This window comes from Streptomyces sp. 1331.2 (assembly GCF_900199205.1).
Lineage (GTDB): Bacteria > Actinomycetota > Actinomycetes > Streptomycetales > Streptomycetaceae > Kitasatospora.
The window spans coordinates 120419-137884 of record NZ_OBMJ01000003.1; the positions used below are offsets into that span (position 1 = coordinate 120419).

At 72.9% G+C, this 17466-nt stretch carries 18 protein-coding genes and 1 pseudogene; 9 read left to right on the top strand and 10 right to left on the bottom strand.

The window, feature by feature from the left end; genetic code table 11:
* The first annotated feature begins 188 nt into the window (after nucleotides 1–188).
* Nucleotides 189–701 (top strand): hypothetical protein, encoded by a 513-nt coding sequence (locus tag CRP52_RS35685; protein ID WP_097241000.1) that lies wholly within the window; start codon nucleotides 189–191, stop codon nucleotides 699–701.
* Here the strand turns inward: CRP52_RS35685 and CRP52_RS35690 are convergent.
* On the bottom strand, nucleotides 698–1534 hold the full coding sequence (locus CRP52_RS35690; protein WP_097241001.1) for a phytanoyl-CoA dioxygenase family protein: 837 nt from the start codon (nucleotides 1532–1534) through the stop codon (nucleotides 698–700). The two genes, CRP52_RS35685 and CRP52_RS35690, sit on opposite strands and share 4 nt — an antisense overlap.
* A 145-nt stretch (nucleotides 1535–1679) precedes the next feature.
* Nucleotides 1680–2627 carry an AraC family transcriptional regulator gene (locus CRP52_RS35695; protein ID WP_097241002.1) on the bottom strand — a complete coding sequence of 316 codons (948 nt, stop codon included), beginning with the start codon at nucleotides 2625–2627 and terminating at the stop codon, nucleotides 1680–1682.
* A gap of 148 nt (nucleotides 2628–2775) precedes the next feature.
* On the opposite strand from CRP52_RS35695, the gene CRP52_RS35700 reads away from it, so the two are divergent.
* The gene (locus CRP52_RS35700) at nucleotides 2776–3492 is read left to right on the top strand and encodes an SDR family oxidoreductase (RefSeq protein ID WP_097241003.1); all 717 of its coding nucleotides are present in this window, start codon (nucleotides 2776–2778) and stop codon (nucleotides 3490–3492) included.
* A gap of 158 nt (nucleotides 3493–3650) precedes the next feature.
* On the opposite strand, the gene CRP52_RS35705 is transcribed toward CRP52_RS35700, so the two are convergent.
* A complete protein-coding gene (locus tag CRP52_RS35705; RefSeq protein ID WP_097241004.1) occupies nucleotides 3651–4511 on the bottom strand; it encodes a LysR family transcriptional regulator in 861 nt (286 codons plus the stop codon).
* A 124-nt stretch (nucleotides 4512–4635) separates the two neighbouring features.
* Here CRP52_RS35705 and CRP52_RS35710 point away from each other — a divergent pair, with 124 nt between their 5' ends.
* Together CRP52_RS35710 and CRP52_RS35715 are read left to right on the top strand one after the other, a co-directional pair.
* On the top strand, nucleotides 4636–5007 hold the full coding sequence (locus tag CRP52_RS35710) for a carboxymuconolactone decarboxylase family protein (RefSeq protein ID WP_097241005.1): 372 nt from the start codon (nucleotides 4636–4638) through the stop codon (nucleotides 5005–5007).
* A 217-nt stretch (nucleotides 5008–5224) separates the two neighbouring features.
* Nucleotides 5225–5590, top strand: a complete 366-nt coding sequence (locus CRP52_RS35715) for a hypothetical protein (protein WP_097241006.1) — start codon at nucleotides 5225–5227, stop codon at nucleotides 5588–5590.
* Between the two features lie 178 nt (nucleotides 5591–5768).
* On the opposite strand, the gene CRP52_RS35720 is transcribed toward CRP52_RS35715, so the two are convergent.
* From CRP52_RS35720 to CRP52_RS35730, 3 genes are all read right to left on the bottom strand, one after another.
* A complete protein-coding gene (locus CRP52_RS35720; RefSeq protein WP_097241007.1) occupies nucleotides 5769–6269 on the bottom strand; it encodes a hypothetical protein in 501 nt (166 codons plus the stop codon).
* 199 nt (nucleotides 6270–6468) lie between these two features.
* Nucleotides 6469–7086: a GNAT family N-acetyltransferase gene (locus tag CRP52_RS35725; RefSeq protein WP_097241008.1), complete on the bottom strand. Its 618-nt coding sequence runs from the start codon at nucleotides 7084–7086 to the stop codon at nucleotides 6469–6471.
* Nucleotides 7080–7574, bottom strand: a complete 495-nt coding sequence (locus CRP52_RS35730) for a rhodanese-like domain-containing protein (RefSeq protein ID WP_097241009.1) — start codon at nucleotides 7572–7574, stop codon at nucleotides 7080–7082. Before CRP52_RS35730 ends, CRP52_RS35725 begins: the two co-directional genes overlap by 7 nt.
* Before the next feature lie 334 nt (nucleotides 7575–7908).
* Here CRP52_RS35730 and CRP52_RS35735 point away from each other — a divergent pair, with 334 nt between their 5' ends.
* Together CRP52_RS35735 and CRP52_RS35740 are read left to right on the top strand one after the other, a co-directional pair.
* A complete protein-coding gene (locus CRP52_RS35735; RefSeq protein ID WP_097241010.1) occupies nucleotides 7909–9402 on the top strand; it encodes a purine-cytosine permease family protein in 1494 nt (497 codons plus the stop codon).
* A 348-nt stretch (nucleotides 9403–9750) separates the two neighbouring features.
* Nucleotides 9751–10974, top strand: coding sequence for an MFS transporter (locus tag CRP52_RS35740; protein ID WP_097241011.1), 1224 nt, complete (start codon nucleotides 9751–9753; stop codon nucleotides 10972–10974).
* Here CRP52_RS35740 and CRP52_RS35745 read toward each other — a convergent pair.
* The gene (locus CRP52_RS35745) at nucleotides 10906–12180 is read right to left on the bottom strand and encodes a Cmx/CmrA family chloramphenicol efflux MFS transporter (protein ID WP_097241012.1); all 1275 of its coding nucleotides are present in this window, start codon (nucleotides 12178–12180) and stop codon (nucleotides 10906–10908) included. The two genes, CRP52_RS35740 and CRP52_RS35745, sit on opposite strands and share 69 nt — an antisense overlap.
* A 235-nt stretch (nucleotides 12181–12415) precedes the next feature.
* Nucleotides 12416–13027: a hypothetical protein gene (locus CRP52_RS38795; RefSeq protein WP_179853152.1), complete on the bottom strand. Its 612-nt coding sequence runs from the start codon at nucleotides 13025–13027 to the stop codon at nucleotides 12416–12418.
* A gap of 4 nt (nucleotides 13028–13031) precedes the next feature.
* Between CRP52_RS38795 and CRP52_RS35755 the strand changes: the two genes are divergently transcribed.
* The 3 genes and pseudogenes from CRP52_RS35755 (at nucleotide 13032) to CRP52_RS35765 (ending at nucleotide 16465) form a co-directional block, all read left to right on the top strand.
* A complete protein-coding gene (locus CRP52_RS35755) occupies nucleotides 13032–15110 on the top strand; it encodes a glycoside hydrolase domain-containing protein (RefSeq protein ID WP_179853153.1) in 2079 nt (692 codons plus the stop codon).
* Between the two features lie 168 nt (nucleotides 15111–15278).
* Nucleotides 15279–15863, top strand: a pseudogene (locus tag CRP52_RS35760) (NAD(P)-dependent oxidoreductase); the annotation flags it as partial.
* 194 nt (nucleotides 15864–16057) lie between these two features.
* The gene (locus CRP52_RS35765; RefSeq protein ID WP_097241014.1) at nucleotides 16058–16465 is read left to right on the top strand and encodes a peptidoglycan-binding domain-containing protein; all 408 of its coding nucleotides are present in this window, start codon (nucleotides 16058–16060) and stop codon (nucleotides 16463–16465) included.
* A 69-nt stretch (nucleotides 16466–16534) separates the two neighbouring features.
* On the opposite strand, the gene CRP52_RS35770 is transcribed toward CRP52_RS35765, so the two are convergent.
* A complete protein-coding gene (locus CRP52_RS35770; protein WP_097241015.1) occupies nucleotides 16535–17041 on the bottom strand; it encodes a GNAT family N-acetyltransferase in 507 nt (168 codons plus the stop codon).
* Entirely contained in the window at nucleotides 17038–17463 is a 426-nt protein-coding gene (locus CRP52_RS35775; protein WP_097241016.1) for an arsenate reductase ArsC, read from the bottom strand. Before CRP52_RS35775 ends, CRP52_RS35770 begins: the two co-directional genes overlap by 4 nt.
* Between the last annotated feature and the right edge of the window lie 3 nt (nucleotides 17464–17466).

Consider the following 17466-nt stretch of genomic DNA (forward strand, 5'->3'; position numbering starts at 1 on the left):
CGGCCGGGTGAGCACGGACGCCTGGCCCCGACGGGCGGTGCCGAGGAGCCGCCTCGGCACCGCCCTCACCGGAGCTCTCGCAGCTCTCCGGTCTGCAGCCCGCCTCCTCGACCCGGCCGTGTGTCGCGGCACGGCATCGGTGGTAGGAAGCGCTCGGGCTGCTCGGGACCGGGAGTAGGGAGTGTGGCGTGGCTGGGGAGGCTCTGTTCGGTTTCGTCGGTGTCGTGCTCGGCTCGGTCACGACATCGGCGCTGACCATCTACAAGGAACGGCTGACCTGGACTCGCGAGGCCGCTGCTCGTGATCGGCAGTTCGAGCGTGATCAGCAGGCTGCCCGCGATGCTTTCCAGCGGGAGAGCGTCCTGGCTCTGCAGGCTGCGGTGGCTGACGTGATCAAGGCCGCTTACGGCGAGATGGACAGATTGCTCACCGAGCTTCGGGAGACCGGGAACTGGGCCGCCCGGGTCTGGGAGACCCCGACGGCCGTCGGCTGGTCGGAGGCCTTGCTGAGTCTCCAGACGGCACGGGCCCGGGTCTTCGACGACGACGTACGAGCGCTTGCCACGGAACTGCAGACCCTGGCCGGCGAGTCGGTGTGGGCGAAGGACCTGGAGGCGTGCAAGCGGGCCGGCCGGCAACTCGAACCGACGCAGGACCGGTTCCAGGAAGCAGTGGCCCGGGTGCTCCTGACGCTGTACTAGCCGACGGGGTGGAGGGTGCCGCTGCCGGCCGTGTGGGGGCTGCCGTCGCCGTCCGGGCCGGGGGTGGGCCGGCCGAGGCCTCGGCGGATGGCGATCTCCACCGGGGAGTACGTGCCGTCGGTGCGGTCCAGGTCGTAGGGGGCGGCGGGCATCAGTGGGGGCTGGGCCAGGAAGCGCGGGCGCGTTCCGTGGTGCGGTTGGGCCGCGTGGACCAGGAAGGGGTGGCACAGGAAGACGTCGCCCGGGGAACCGGTGGCCAGGGCGACCGGGCGGTGGTCGGAGGCCGCCACCAGCTCGGACGCGAGGGTCAGCCCGCTCGCGCCGTCCTCGCCGTACTTCTCCAGCACCTTCGGCACGTCGAGATGTGAGCCGACCCGGATCCGGGTCGGGGCGTCCTCCTCGCCGACCTCGCTGAACAGGAACAGCATCAGCAGCGCCCGGTCGCGGGAGCGCAGGTTCGTGAAGTACCAGCTCTCACCCGGCGGCAGGTAGCTGCCCTCGATGTGCCAGCCCGCGTCGTTCGGCTCCTCCTCGTGCGGGAAGCGCAGCGGGAACGTGCCCAGCGAGTAGCGCGGCTCCCAGCGCCCCGCGCCGACCAGCAGGTCGTACGCGTGGTGCAGGGCCGGGGAGTTGGGGGCGGCGGCGAACGGCCCCTGCGCCATGCCGGGCACCCAGTGGACGGGCTGCGTCCACGTCGACGGGTCGTCCGGGTCGCAGCCCGTCTCCCGCCACAGCAGCCGCGCGCAGTCCGCGGTCACGCGCGGTGCGACGGCGCCCTCCAGCTTCACGAAGCCGTCGCGCAGGAAACGGGTTACCAAGGTCGTGTCGTCCATGCCCCCATGGTGCGGCGGCACCGGCCCCGGGCACCCGACATTTTCCGCACCGTCTCTGTCGGGTGGTCACCGACGTTGTGCGCAGCCTGCCGGACCGCAGGCCCTCGCTTCCCGTTCCGCCGCGGTGATGTGCCGGCCCTCACCGTCAGTCGTGGCCGTGTGGTTCGTCGCCTGCCGTCGTGGCCTGCTTGCGGTAGGCCCCCGGCGGCGATCCGAAGTGTCGTTTGAAGGCTTTGGCGAAGGCGAACTCCGACGTGTACCCCGTGTGTTGCGCGATGGTGCTCAGCGGGGCCGGCGATCGGTGCAGCAGCCGCGCCGCGGTGGCCATCCGCCAGTTGGTCAGGTAGGTCAAAGGCGGCTCGCCGACCACCGCGGCGAAGCGGCGGGCGAACGCCGCGCGGGACAGCCCGGCGCGGGTGCCCAGAGACTCCACGGTCCAGGGATGGCCGGGATCGTCGTGGATCGCCTTCAGGGCCGGGGCGACGGCCGGGTCGGTCAGTGCGGCCGCCCAACCCCGGGTCCGCTCCTTCGGCAACTCGGCGTACCACGACCGGAGGATGTACAGCAGCAGGAGATCGACGAGCGCCGTGACGACCGCGTCCGAGCCCGGCTGCGGTGCGTGGAACTCGGCGCACAGCTGATCGACCGCCGAGCGCAGCACCGGGTGGCGGCCGGGAACCGCGGGGAGGTGGATGACCTCCGGTAGATCGCTGAACAGCGGATGCGGGCGCTCGACGTCGATCGCGTACGCGCCGCACACCAGCACCGTGTGCGGCCCCGGTCCGTCCACGGTGACCTGGCCGATCGGCGAGGAACGGTCCACGCGCTCCGGTACGAAGTCCACCGGATCGCGGTCCGGCACGTCGCACAGGGTGTGTCCGCTGCCGCGCTGCAGGAAGACGATGTCGCCGGGTCCGAGCGCGAGCGGTTGGCCGTGCGGTGGCAGCAGGTGGCAGTGCCCTTCCACGACCACGTGGAATCCGGCTCCTGAGATGGGTTGGAACTTCAGGGCCCACGGGGCGTGCGCGTCGGTGCGAGTCACCATCGGGCGTCCCGTGCGCAGGACTTCGAGGGTGTCGCTCAGGATGTCCATAGCGCCACTCTAGTGCTTGCGTGGCGAGACGATATGACAGGGAATCAAGACATCCAGGCATTCACCGTCTCGATGGTGGAGGCGTACGTTCGTGTCACGGCAGTTGCCGACCCCCGGCACTGCATCGACGAAGGAACGGACCGATCCCATGTCTCTGGCCGGCAAGAAGATCGTGATCATCGGTGGAACCTCCGGCATCGGCTTCGCGGTGGCCCAACAGGCCGCGGCGGCCGGCGCGGACGTCGTGGTCGCCTCCAGCAATCAGGACCGCGTGGACGCCGCGACGAAGCGGTTGGGCGAGCCGGCCGAAGGCCGCCGCCTGGACGTCGCCGACGGCAACGCCATCGCCGCGTTCTTCGAGCAGGTCGGGGAGTTCGACCACCTCGTCTACACCGCGGGCGAATCCCTGCTGATCAAGCCGTTGGCCGACACCACCCCGCAGGAGGCCAGGGCCGTCTTCGAGCGCCGGTTCTGGGGCGCGTTCCTCTCCGCCAAGTACGCTGCACCACGACTGCGCGAAGGCGGCTCGATCACCTTCAGCTCCGGCGTCCTCGCGATCCGCCCCCTGTCCGGAACCGCGCTCACGGCAGGCATCACCGGCGGCATCGAGGCCCTGTCCCGGGCACTCGCCGTCGAACTCGCCCCGCTGCGCGTCAACGTGATCCAGCCCGGTGTGATCCGCACCGAGCTGTGGGACGGCAGTGTCCCGGACCCGGAGGCCTTCCTCCAGGGCGCCGGGTCCGAGCTGCTCACGCGGCGCGTCGGCACTGCCGAGGAAGCCGCGGCGGCCTACCTCTTCGTGTTGTCCAACGCCTACGTCACCGGCACCACGCTCGCGATAGACGGCGGCGCGGCACTGGTGTGACCCGAACGAGGTCAACGTGGTCGCCGGGTCGGGACCGGCCGAGCTCGTGTCGTCCATGCCCCCGTGGGTGCGGCGGCACCGGCCCCGGGCACCCGACACTTTCGTACCGTCTCTGTCGGGTGGTCACCGGCGCCGTGCGAACCAGTACCGACCCGGTCCTACCGGGTCGCGGTGCAGAAGGCGGCCGCGTAGGCGGGGATGAGGGGCGAGCGGTCGGCACGGCGCCAGGCGAGGACCAGGCGACTCGGCGGGAGGCCGTCGACCGGGCGGTAGACGATGCCCTCCACGCGGTGGCGGGCGAGGGCCTGGCCGGGGACGAGCGCGACGGCGCGCTGCCACAGGACGGCGTGCAGACACTCGTCCAGCGACCGGGCGGCCGGCCCGTCGGTGCCGGCGGAGGTCGCCTGCCAGAACGCCCGCCAGGTCGGATCGGCGCTCTCCGGCAGGCGGACGCAGGTACGGTCGGCCAGGTCCTGGAGGGTCAGGCTGGGCCGGCGGGCCAGGGGGTCGTCGGTGGGCAGGGCGGCGTGGCAGCGGTCCTCGTGCACCGTCCGCGTCGCCAACCCCGTCTCGCCGAACGGCCCGTACGTGATCGCCACGTCGACCTGACCGGTGGTCAGTCCGACCAGCGGGTCGCGCAGGTCGCCCTGGTGCAGCCGGACGGCTGTGTCCGGGCACCTGAGCGCGAAGGCGCGGGCCGCCGGGAAGGACAGTGCGGACTCGCCCGGCCCGAGCACTCCGACCCTCAGCACCCGCTCGCCCGCGGCCCTTCGCACCCGCTCGCGGGCCTGTTCGGCGCTCGCCAGCAGGGCGCGGGCCTCCACCAGGAGGACCCGGCCCGGCTCGGTCAGCTCCATGCCCCGCGACGTCCGGACGAACAGGGCGCAGCCCAGGTCGGCTTCGAGTTCCCGGATGCGTTGGCTCAGCGGCGGCTGCGACATCCGAAGACGCCTCGCGGCGCGTCCGACGTTGGCTTCCTCTGCCACCGCGATGAAGTAGCCCAGTCTGCGCAGGTCCATGGCGGTCACGATAGCCAGCGGGGGCGATGGCGAACGAGGGCGGGCGGGGGCGATAGCCGGGACATGCCCACTCATCCTCAAACGGTCTTGGACGTGCCCTGCTCCGCGCGGCTTGGATCGAACCATGACCACCTACCAGCAACCTTCCGACCTGCGTGCCGTGCCGATGGTGCGCGCCCTGGCCACGGACGAGTTCGACGCGTTCGTCCGCTTCCACGAGACGGTCTTCCGCGACGGCGGGACGATCCCGCTCAAGCTGCGTGAACTGGTCGCGCTGGCCGTCGCGTTGACGACGAAGTGCTCGTACTGCATCGACACCCACACCCGCGGCGCGGCGGACGCGGGGGCGACCCGCGAGGAGATCGCCGAGATCGGCTTCGTCGCGGCCGCGGTCTGCGCCGGGGGTGCGATGGCCCACGGGCTGCTCGCGCTGCGGCTCGACGCCGAGCACCGGCACGCCGGGCGGCGCCGCGCAGAGGAGGACGACCGTGCGTAACCTGATCCGTCGCGTGTTCACGCTCTGCGGCCGCTGTGCGAAGGCCTGCCGGATCCGCAGGGCCTGACCGCGTGCGACGCGGGTGTGGGGCTCAACGCGGGTGCCTGCTGGGCACTCCGTGGTGCTGCCGATCTTTCCGGACACCCGTTCCCGTCGTGGGTATCCCGACTACGCTGGCCGTGATCACGGCCCACGATCGAACGAGGGGGGTACACCCATGCCGTACGAGATCGGCGCGAAGGTGAAGCTGACCAGGGATGTGCAGGTCACCGCGGATGACACGGCGGCCAGGTCCGGCCTCCCCGGTCCGCTGTCGCTGGCCGCGGGCCTGGCGGGCATCGTCTCGGGCTCGGCGCAGGAAGCCGGCGGCGCGGCCACGAACTGGGTCGCGGCCTTCGACAGGGAGGTCCGCCCCGGGCAGTTGCAGGGCTTCGCGGCCGGCCTGGTCCAGAACCTCCGTCAGCAGGTCGTCGCGCAGGGGGGTCACGACGGCGGAGTCGGCGCCCGGATCAGGTACCGGGTGCGCTTCGAGAACGGGTTCGTTCTCGACGGCATCGAGGAGGACTGGCTGGCCGGCGCCTGAGCGTCGGTGTGGGGTGCGGAACCCCGGTCAGAATCCGGTCGGCAGGCGGGGCGTGTACGGGCGTTGCAGGGCCGCCGTCTCAGTGCAGTTGGTAGAGGTCGATGTGGGGCCACGGACAAGTTGCACCGTCCGCGGCCCGCGCCGGCACGTCCCGGTTGACGGGGACGGACGTGATCGCTCAGTCGGAGAACCCGAAATGCAGGATGGCGGCCCAGTCGTCGGTGACCAACAGCAGGCGGCGGCACCACAGGTCGCCCGTGTCCGGGCCGGTGACGTCGCCGCAGCTTCGGACCGGCCCCAGATGCGCTTCGATGAGGTCGGCGATGCCGGCGGCGAGTTCGCCCGGCTTCCGGAGCTCAACGGGCGTACGCGGGTTGGGGCGCGCGTACCTGATGGCGGGCTGCATGAATCCGTCGGTCACCTCTCGGCGGAGAATGTCCCGCCAGGCTTGCGGTGACTCCAACGGGTCGACCAAGGTCCTTAGCTGGTGTCCGCTGCGCCCCGCGTCGTACACGGCTTGAGCAAGACCTTTCATCCGGTCACGACCGGGTGCCGTCCCAGCCACCGGAACCACAGGAGACAGGGAGATGGACGACACATGGTTGACGTCGTCGAGCAAGTCCTCCAGCAGTTCTGCCGCGGCTGACACCGCGTCCGGAGCGTCGAGTGGGTTCAGCATGGGGCGGCGTCCGGTCCTCTGTTCGGTTTCGGCGCGGAGGCTTCAGTGTGCCAGGCGGGGAAGCGGCCGGTCGTGCCGTCGAAGAGCTCGCGGAGGACGTCCGCATGACCCTGCCGGACGGCACCCCCGTCGTCGTGACCGCCGACACGATCGTACGGATCTGGCCCCTCGACGCCCTGGACTTCCCGTGGGCCCCGCTCTACGACATCGACCTCGACTCCCCCGTCCGGGCCCTGGCCTCCGGCCCGCCGGGCACCGTTGTCGCGGGGACGAGCAACGGCCTGGTCCAGCTGGAGTTGCGCCGTCCTTGAATGCTGCGGGTGGGGAGCGAGAACCTGACCTTGGGGCGGGATCGGGCTCCGGTGCGGTGGTAGAAGCGGATGGCGTCGGTGTTCCAGTCGGGTGTCTGCCACTGGAGGTGGTCGGCGCCGAGGGCTGCCGCCGCGTCCTGGACGGCGCCGAGCAGGGCGTGCCCCCAGCCTGCTCCGCGGTGCGGTTCGGTGACGAAGAGGCAGTCCAGGTGGACGTAGTCGGCGGCCTGCCAGGTGGAGAACTCCCGGGAGTAGGTGGCGTAGCCGATCAGTTCGTCTCCGTGGTCGAGGACGAGGCACCAGGCTCGCGGCCGGGCCGAGAACAGTACGGGCTCCAGGCGGGCGGCGAGATCGGCGGGCACCGGGTCGGCGCGCTCGAAGGCGGCGTGGGCGGCGCACAGGCGGGCGATCGCGGGCAGGTCGGCGGCGGTGGCCGGACGGATCACGACGTCCGGCCGTACGGGGTCCGGCTGCGCGCGGTCCGGCTGTGCGGGGTCCTTCAGCATGCGCAGGAGATGCCCGAGCGCGGGGCGGTCAGGTCGTCGACGGGGCGCTGCTCGGTGCCGGTGGCGGAGTCGTAGGCGAAGCCCTCGCGCGCCCAGTACTCGAAGCCGCCGAGCATTTCCTTGACCCGGTAGCCGAGGCGGGCGAAGGCCAGGGCGGCGCGGGTCGCACCGTTGCAGCCGGGGCCCCAGCAGTAGGTGACCACGGTCAGGGCCGGGTCGATCAGCTGCGGTGCCAGGTCGGCGATCCGTGCGGTGGGGAGGTGGAAGGCGCCGGGGATGTGGCCCTGGTCCCAGGCAGCCTCGCTGCGGGTGTCGACCACCACGATGCCGGGTGCGCCGGAGGCGAGGTCGGCGTGGACGTCGGAGACGTCCGCCTCGAAGGCGAGACGGGCGGCGAAGTGCGCCGCGGCCTCGGCCGGAGCGGCGGCGGGCACGCCGAGAACGGCGCCGGTGGTCGCGGCGGCGGGGGCGGTGGCGGGGGCGGACATGGGGTACCTCGTGTTCCTGCTGGTCGGGACGGGGTTCCGGTGGGCGGCCGCGCCGGGTTCCCCCGGTCGGCGACGGCTCCATCCTCTGATCCCCGGGCCCGCCCGACGAGTGGCGTGAGCGCCGTAGGTCGCCAAGATCCCGCCAGTCGTGGCGGCCGTGCGGCGTCCGTCCCACGTCTGCCCCCGCCCGTCCAGCGCCCTCCGACCCCGGAGTGATCAGAGAGGCGAAAGAGACAAAGTAGGATGACTCAACTCCCGCGCTACGCGCGAAGAGTTCCATAAATGTTCCATTTGCCCGATTCATCTCCCGCTTCACACGCACGGAGCCACCCTCATGGACAACCCGTCCACCGCCGACACCGACGCCGGCGCGATAGAGACCCGCGGTATCGAACCCGTCCCCGACCACGAGCGCGGGGGCAGAGTCCGCGAGCTCTTCCCGACCTGGGTCGCGGCGAACATCAGCGTCCTGCTGCTCACCATGGGCGCCGCCCTGGTGGTGTTCAACCACTTGAACTTCTGGCAGGTCCTGGTCGTCGCCGCGTGCGCCGCGATCGTCTCGTTCGGGCTGGTCGGCGTGCTGTCGGTCTCCGGCAAGTGGGGCGGGGCCCCGGGCGCGACGCTCTCCCGGGCCACCTTCGGGGTGCGCGGGAACCTCTTCCCCGGCGCGATCCTGTGGATCGCCCGGTTCGGCTGGGAGACGATCAACGCCGTCACCGGCGCCTACGCGGTGCTGACCGTGCTCGACCTGCTCTTCGGCATCAAGAGCAACACCGCGCTGATCGTGATCACGCTCTTCGCCTTCGTCGCCTGCACCTTCCTGGTCTCCGGCATGGGCCGCAAGGCGCTGAACGTCTGCAACACCTGGTCGACGTACCTCTTCGGGATCTTCAGCATCCTGGTGCTGGGCTACCTGATCGCGACCATGAACTGGAGCGAGGTCTTCTCCAAGCCGGCGGGCACCACCGCGATGATGATCGCCGGCGTCGGGACCATCGCCGCCGGCGGCATCAGCTGGGTCCCCACCGGCCCGGACTTCGCCCGCTACCTGCCGCACGCCGCCTCCGGCCGGAAGATCGTCGGCGTGACGGTCTCCGGCGCCGGCCTGGTGATGGTGCCGATGGTGCTCATGGGCGCCGTGATGGCGGTGGCCTCCCCCGGCCTCGCGGACGCCGCGGACCCGGTCTCCTTCCTCGGTGACCTGCTGCCGACCTGGCTGGCCGTGCCCTACCTGCTGACCGCGATCGTCGGCATGCTGCTGATCAACAGCCTCTCCATGTACTCGGCCGGCTTCACCGCGCAGACCATGGGCGTCAAGCTGCCGCGCGCCCTGGCCGTCAGCATCAACGCGGTGATCTCGCTGGTCGGCGGCCTGCTGCTGATGCTGGTCGCGAAGAGCTTCCTGGGCTCCTTCATCACCTTCCTGATCCTGCTCGCGGTCTCCTTCTCGGCCTGGATCGGCGTCTACGCGGTGGACATGTTCCGGCGCCGCTCGCGTGCGGTGCGCTACGACGCCGCCGCGCTGATGGACACCAGCCGGAACAGCCGGTACTGGTACGTGGGCGGTTTCTGCTGGCAGGCGATGGTGTCCTGGGTGCTCGCGCTGCTGGCCGGGATCGCCTTCACCAAGTGCGACTGGTTCGCCGGCCCGCTCTCCGACACTCCCGTCGGCAGGTACGGGCTCGCCTGGGCGGCGACCATCGTGATCTCCGGCGTGATCATGGCCGTGCTCCCGACGCCCCGGGAGAACACCCCCGCCGGCGCGGAGGCCGAGCAGACGGCCGGCCCTGAGGCCGAGCAGACCGAGCGAGCCACCGTCACCGTCTGATCGCGCGACGCGAACCCCGACGCGCTTCGACGCGCGCCGACACGCTCCGGACCGCCCCGGTCGCCCACTCAACCCGAGTCGGCGACCGGGGCGGCCCCATGTCCGGGACCAGGCCGACCGACGGTGGTGACGTCGGCACTCGGCGGGCCCAGCACGCCCACGGGCAGCCGTGGTTGGCCACTCCTCCGAGTGGGCCGGTCACCCGAGGCAGGCACACCGGAGGATCGGACGATTACCGGTGGCCCGCCCCCGCCCCTACCGTCGGGGAGCACCCGCAGGTGGCTGTCTCCTGGTCGGGTCGGCTGCGGGAGGCGGGCGCCCGGGCCGGCTCCGCTGAGGGGCGTCGTCGTGTCCGTGGCCGTGAACTTCCGCCTGGCGAGGCAGCTGACGGGCGGCCGGGTGCTGCTCTGGTCGCTGCTGGGCCGGCTGCCGAACGCGATGAGCCCGATCGGCACGCTGCTGCTGGTCAGCCGGAACACCGGCACCGTGTGGTCGGGTTCGCTGGTCGCGGGGGCGCTGGCGGCCGGGCAGGCGGTCGGCGGTCCGATCGTCGGCCGGCTCGCCGACCGGCGCGGACAGCGGACGACGGGGCTGGCCGCCGCCCTCGCCAACGCGGTGGCCCTGGTCGCGCTGGTCGTCGCCTCCGAGCGCGGGCTCGCGCTCGGCTGGCAGATCGCGCCGGCCGCGCTGACCGGCCTGTCGGTCCCGCTGGTCGGCCCGCTCTCGCGCAGCCGCTGGGCCCGACTGGCCTGCGGGGAACCGGAGTTGACCTCGGCCCTGCTGACCCTGGACGGGATCGTCGACGAGGTCGGCTTCACCGCCGGACCGGCCCTGGTCGGCCTGCTCGCCTCCGCTGCCGCCCCCGCCGTCGGGCTGCTCACCGCGGCCGTGCTGTCCGGGGTCTGCGCCAGCCTGTTCGCCCTGCACCCCACCGCCGCACCGGGCGTCCCCGCGTCCTCCCTGCCCCATGCCCGGTCCGCGGAACGGCTGTTGAGCACGCCGTACGTCCTGGTCCTGGCCGGGATGGCGCTGCTGGGCGCCTGCTTCGGATCCGTCCAGGTCGGCATCACGGCGACCACCGAGGCGCTGGGCCGGCCGGGGGCCGCCGGGCTGGTGTACGGCTTCCTGGGGTGCACCAGTTCCCTCGCGGGCCTGGTCACCGCCTCACTGCCGGCCCGCCTGGGTCTGGCGCCCCGGCTGAGGGCGAGCGCGGCGCTGCTCTTCGCCGCGTCCTGCCTGCTGCTGCCCGCGGGCGGCAGTCTCCCGGCACTGACCGCGGCCATCGGCTGCCTCGGCGTCGCCGTCGCACCGCAGTTCATCACGATGTTCGGTCTGGTCGAGCGCACCGTGCCCGCCGCCCGGCTCGGCGAGGCGATGGCCGCACTGGTCAGCGCGCTGATCCTGGCCCAGTCGGCGAGCACCTTCCTGGCCGGCTGGGCCGCCGATCACGCGGGCCCGGGCGCGCCGTTCGCCGTCACGACGGGGGCGGCTGCCGCGGCGCTGCTACTCGCCATCTGCACCGCGACCGAGCGGCGGTACCGCCGGCGCGACCCCGCGGCCCGTACGGGCTGAGCGCTCACCGGGGACGGCCGTCAGCACACCGCGCGCGGGGAGTGCGACCAGGAGCGCGACCGCGACGAGCAGCGCGCCGACCCACAGCGGCCCGAGGTCGCCGGACCCGGTGCCGGTGCCGGTTCCGGTTCCGGTTCCGGTTCCGAGGGTGGTCGCGGCGATGAGGGGGCCGGCGACGGCGCCGAGGTTGAGGGCCGCCGTCGCGTAGGAGCCGGCCATGGTGACGGCCGGGGCCGCCTCGTACAGGACCCGCGAGATCAGCGTGCCGCCCAGCGCGAAGGACAGCGCGCCCTGGACGAACACCAGGAGGAGCAGCGCGAGCGGCTGGTCGGCGAGCACGGCCAGGGCCGGCCAGCCGAGGAACAGCAGCGGGCCGCCGGCGGCGAGGACCAGGCCGGGGCGCCGGTCGGACAGCCGTCCGGCGGCGGTGACGCCGACGAAGGACCCGGCGCCGAAGAGCACCAGGACGACGGGGACCCACGCCTCGCCCAGCCCGGCGGTGCCGGTGACGACGGGGGCGAGGAAGGTGAAGCTGGCGAAGGTGGCCGCGTTCACCAGCGCGCCGAGCAGCATCACCAGGAGCAGCCGCGGGCGCCTGAGGTGCGCCAACTCCGCCCGCAGGGGCGGCCGCCCGTCAGGCACGTTCCGCCGTGCGCCCGCCGGGGCCGCCGGGAGTCCGGTGAGGACGCCGACGGCCGCGGGCAGGCAGAGGGCGGCGACGGCCCAGAACGCGGCCCGCCAGCCGAGCGCCGTGCCCAGCACCGCTCCTGCAGGCACGCCGACGATGGTGGCCATCGTGGTGCCCGAGAGCAGCACGGCGAGCGCCCGTCCCTTCCGGTCGGCGGGGACCAGCGTGCCGGCGGCCGTCAGGGCGACGGCGAGGAAGCCGGCGTTCGCGAGCGCCGCGACCACCCGGGTCGCGCACAGCACCGGGAAGTTCGGGGTGGCGGCGCCCACGGCATGGGCGGTGGCGAACACGAGGACGAATCCGAGCAGGCTCGACCGGGCGGGCCAGTGCCGGGCGAGCGCCGCCACCAGCGGGGCACCGACGACCATGCCGATCGCGAAGGCCGGGGTGAGCAGACCTGCGGTCGCGACGGTGACGCCGAGGTCCGGGGCGAGGTCCGGCAGCAGGCCGGCCAGCATGAACTCCGAGGTGCCCATGGCGAAGACCGCCAGGGCGAGCAGGTACAGCGGGAGAGGCATCGAGTGGCTCCGGGTTCCGGGGTTCCGAGGTGAGGAGAAGCACGAGGCGGTCATCTCGTCACCGCGGTCAGCACCCGGCGGTCGGCGCCCGGCAGTCAGCGCCCGAGGGCGAACCCGCCCGGCCGCGGAACGCGGCGGGACGGCAACAGGACTGTGGACTCAGCGGCTCAGGGGGCTGACGGCGTGACCGAAAGCCCCCACCCTGTCCGATTCCGGACTCGACATGCTCCGCACACTACCCGACCCGCATCCGCCCGGGCACCTGCTTTTCCGGGCCGGCCCGGCGTCCGGGCTCGGGATGGCTCGGGGCGGGCTCGGGGCGGGCTCGGGGCGGGCTCGGGACGGGCTCGGGGCGGGCTCGGGACGGGCTCGGGGCGGGCTCGGGGCGTCGGGGATGTCCGGAACCGTCGTGGTAGTTGACGGATCGCCGGAGTGGGATGGCGGGCCGTTGTCGGTCGGGGTCGCGGGCGTGGATATCGTGGCCGCCGACGCCGCACGGCCGGCTACTCGGCGCGCGGCCTTTCGCCATGTCAGGAGAGAACTGGGTGAAGTCCCGTATGACAGCACTCCGGAGCGCGGTGGCCGTCACGGCGGCCGTGTTCCTGGCGGTGCCCGCCGTCGGCTCCGCCGCGGCCGCGCCCGTCCCTTCAGCGACCGCCGTGCCTTCCACGCCTTCTGCGACCGCCACGCCCGCCACGACCACCACGCCGTCAGCGCCCGCCACGACCGCCACGACCGCCACGCCTTCCGCGCCTTCCGCGCCTTCCGCGCCCGCCACGCCTTCCACGACCACCACGCCGTCAGCGCCCGCCACGACCGCCACGCCTTCCGCGAGTTCGGAGACCAAGGCGGTGGCGTACCAGGGCCGTACCTTCCGGGTGCCCGCGGCCTGGCCGGTGGTGGACCTGGGCGTGGATCCGCAGGCCTGTGTCCGGTTCGACCGGCACGCGGTGTACCTCGGGCGCCCGGGTGAACAGCAGGTCTGCCCGCCGCGGTTGGTGGGCCGTACGGAGGCGCTGCTGGTCGAGCCCGCGGCGTCGGCCGTACCGGATCCGGGGGGCTCCAACGGCGTCGCGCACACGATCCGGGCGAGCGACGGTGTCGTCGCGGTGACCGGGACGTACGACACGGACCAGCCGCTCGTGCTGCGGATCATCACCGGCGCCGGGCTCACCCCCGAGCCGACGCGCCAGCCGACGCCGGCGCCCGCGCCCGGCGGGCCCCGGACGACGCCCCTGGCACCGAAGTCCGCCACGGCGTCCGCACCCGCCGCATCCGCGCCCGCTGAGTCCGCACCGGCCATGGCGCCGGCTGCCGTGCCCGCGTCGGCGACGAACTACACCGGCAAGGGCTTCGACGCCTGCACCGCGCCCTCCGCCGCCGCGATGAACGCCTGGCTGAGCTCCTCCCCGTACCGGGCCGTCGGCATCTACATCGGCGGTGCCAAGCGGGCCTGCGCCCAACCGAACCTGACGGCCTCCTGGGTCCAGCAGCGGCAGGCGGGCGGCTGGGCCTTCATGCCGCTGTACGTCGGTGTGCAGGCCCCGAGCATCGCCGCCCCCACCACCGAGGGCGCCAACGCGGCCGACGACGCGGTGAGCCAGGCGCAGGCGCTCGGCTTCGGCCCCGGTTCGATCCTCTACTACGACATGGAGGCCTACGTCCCGCAGTACTCGGGCTCGGTGCTCGGCTTCCTCACCGCCTGGACCAACGAGCTGCACGCCTGGGGCTACAACTCCGGTGTGTACAGCAGTTCCTCCTCCGGCATGAAGGACCTGGCCGCCAACGCCGGCAACAGCGCCTACACCATGCCCGACGCCGTCTTCAGCGCCAACTGGAACGGCCGGGAGGACACCAACGACCCCGCCATACCGGCCAGTTACTGGTCCAACCACCAGCGCGCCCACCAGTACGCCTCGCCGCAGGACCCGGAGAGCTGGGGCGGCTACGCGATCGGGATCGACCAGGACTACCTCGACATCCAGCTCACCAGCGCCCCGCCGTCCCAGTCCTCCGGGTTCTTCCTCGGCGTGCGCCAGAGCGCGGGCAACTGGCCCGGCTTCACGCCGCTGACGGGCGGGTCGGGTGTGTTCCGCGGCTCGGAGGCCGCGATCGCCGGGCTGCCGGACGGCTCCTCGCAGGAGCTGGGCATCGGTCTGGACGGTCTGCTCTACCACGGTGTCCGCGCCGCGAACGGCAGCTGGTCCGGCTTCGCCGCGCTGCCGGGCGTCGGCACGCCCACCATGGCCGCCCGCCGGGCCGCCATCGCCGGCCTGCCGGACGGCTCCTCCCAGGTGGTGGCGATCGGCAACGACGGCAACGTCTACCACCAGGCGCGGTTCGCCGACGGCACCTGGTCCGGCTTCGCGCCGCTCCCCGGGGTCGGCACCCCGCGCATGGCCGCCGGGGACGTCGCCATCGCCGGCCTGCCCGACAGGTCCTCCCAGGTGCTGGCGATCGGCAACGACGGCAACGTCTACCACGAGGCCCGCTTCACGGACGGCAACTGGTCCGGCTTCGCCCCGCTCCCCGGGGTGAACACCGCGCGTATGGCCGCCGGGCGGGTCGCCATCACGGGCCTGCCGGACGGCTCCTCGCAGGTGCTGGCGATCGGCAACGACGGCAACGTCTACCACGAGGCCCGCTTCACCAGCGGCAACTGGTCCGGCTTCGCCCCGCTCCCGGGTGTCGGCACGCCCACCATGGCCGCGCGGACGGTCGGCATCGCCGGCCTGCCGGACGGCTCGACCCAGGTCGCGGTGGTCGGCGGTGACGGCAACGTCTACCACGAGGCCCGCTTCACCAGCGGCAACTGGTCCGGCTTCGCCGCCGTCCAGGGCCCGTACGGCGCGAGCGTCTTCCCGGCCCAGCGCGCCGCCATCGCCGGCCTCCCGGACGGCTCGACCCAGCTCCTGGCCACCCGCAGCTGACCCGGGTGCGCCACGCCGCACGTCAGGCGGGACGGTCTGTGCCTCGGCTCCCCCGACCGGGAGCCGAGGCACAGACCCCGTGGTTCGCTCATCTGCCGTCCGTCCCGACGCCCTGGCCGGCCCGCCCTCGCGAGCCATACCCCACAGTTCGGCAACGCCTTGGGTAGCGTGACGGAGGTCGAGATTCTCGCCTACGGCGTCCAAGCAGACGAACAGCCGCTCCTGGAACAGGCGTTCGCCGGCCGACACTCACTACGCACCCTGGCCGTGTTCCTCGACCGCGACACCGCCCCACTGGCCGCCGGCTACCCCGCCGTCAGCAGCAGCAGCAGCGTCAACGCCGTCCTCGACGCCGAGACCCTCGCCGTCCTCGCCGCCAACCGCACCCGCGAGTTCGACTTCCGCCTCGACGGCCTGCTCGGCCGGGACGTCCACGGGATGACGGTCGGCGTGATCGGCAGCGGCAAGATCGGCGAATGCTTCGCCCGCATCGCGGCCGGCTTCGGCACCGAACTCCTCGGCTGGAACGTCTCCCCCAACCCCGCCTGCCTCGCCCTCGGCACCTACACCGACCTGCCCGAACTCCTGACCCGCGCCGACCTGGTGAGCCTGCACGTGCCGCTGGTGCCGGCCACCCACCACCTGATCGACGCGGCCGCGCTGGCCCGGATGAAGGACGACGCGATCCTCGTCAACTCCAGCCGCGGCGGCCTCGTGGACAGCGTCGCCCTGGTCGAGACCCTGCGCGCCGGCCTCGTCCCGAAGAGCTGACCGACAAGGAACGCACGCCTCTGGGAGCGTGGGCGAGCGCGTGTCCGGCGCTGCGCGGCCGGACAGGTGGCGCAGCTCACACCGGTGATCCTCCGGTTCCCCCGCTTGCCCGGGGCTCGGCGTGCGAGCGTGTGCGTCACACATGTTGATCATCTGATTCATGAACGGGGCGTCCGATGTCGAACAAGAAGGCCAAGTCGGTTCTGGTGGGGGCTGCGGCCGGTATGGCGCTGGTACTCGGGGCCGGGACCGCCAGTGCGAACCCCGGCGCGGCGTACATCGGCTACGGCCACGTGACCTCCGGAACCCCGGTGTGGTGCGTGCAGCAGATGCTCAACTACATTGCCGGCCAGCGGCACCCGGGGCCGCCCGCCCCGGCGGCGCTCAACCTGGACAGCTCCTTCGGACCGGCCACGTACAACATGGTCGTGTGGCTGCAGACGGCCTACAACTCGCAGTCCGGCGTCACCCGGCTCGACGTGGACGGCGATGTCGGCCCCGCCACCGGCAGCGTCATCCTGAGCTGGGCCCAGCGGGACTACTACCAGGACTACTGCAAGGCGTACGTCCCCTCCTACTCGTAGGCGGTACGCGCCCTTGCCGTCGTCCCGCCGCGGCACGGCAAGGGCCTTGTCGGGCAGGTCGGCCCGTGGTCAGAGCACGGTCGGGCTGCGGCGTTCGACCAGGATGACGTCGCGCCAGCGGCCGTGGCGGCGGGCGATGCGTTCGCGGGTGCCGATGCGGCGAAAGCCCGCGCGGTCGTGGAGGGCGAGGCTGGCGGTGTTCTCGGGAAAGATCCCGGACTGGATGGTCCAGATGCCGGCCGCCTCCGTGGAGGTGATCAGGGCGTCCAGGAGGGCCGCGCCGACGCCCCGGCCGCGGGCGTCGGGGTGGACGTAGACGGAGTGTTCGACGACGCCGGCGTAGGCGCGGCGGGTCGAGACCGGCGCGACCGCGGCCCAGCCGAGCACGCGGCCCGCCGGGTCGAGGGCGACCGGGCGGTGGTCGGGCAGCCGGGCGGCGTCGAACGCCTCCCAGCTGGGCGCGGTGGTCTCGAAGGTCGCGTCGCCGCTGTCGATGCCGAGCTGGTAGACGGCCAGGACCTGCTCGGCGTGTTCGGGCCGCATGCGGCCGATCCGGACCGGCCCGTCGGCGGTCATGCCCGGGCCTCGGGCTGGACGCCGAGGTCGGCGAGCAGGCCGCGGATGCGGGTCTCGATCTCGTCGCGGATCGGGCGGACGGCGTCGACGCCCTGGCCGGCCGGGTCGTCCAGCTTCCAGTCCAGGTACTGCTTGCCGGGGAAGAACGGGCAGGCGTCGCCGCAGCCCATGGTGATCACCACGTCGGAGGCCCGGACGGCTTCGACGGTGAGGACCTTCGGGGTCTCGGCGGTGATGTCGATGCCGACCTCGGCCATGGCCTCGACCACGGCGGGGTTCACGGTCTCGGCAGGGGCGGACCCGGCGGAGCGGACCTCGACCCGGTCACCGCCGAGGCGGGTGAGGAAGGCGGCGGCCATCTGGGAGCGGCCGGCGTTGTGCACGCAGACGAACAGCACGGACGGGACGGCGGGAGTGCTCACGGA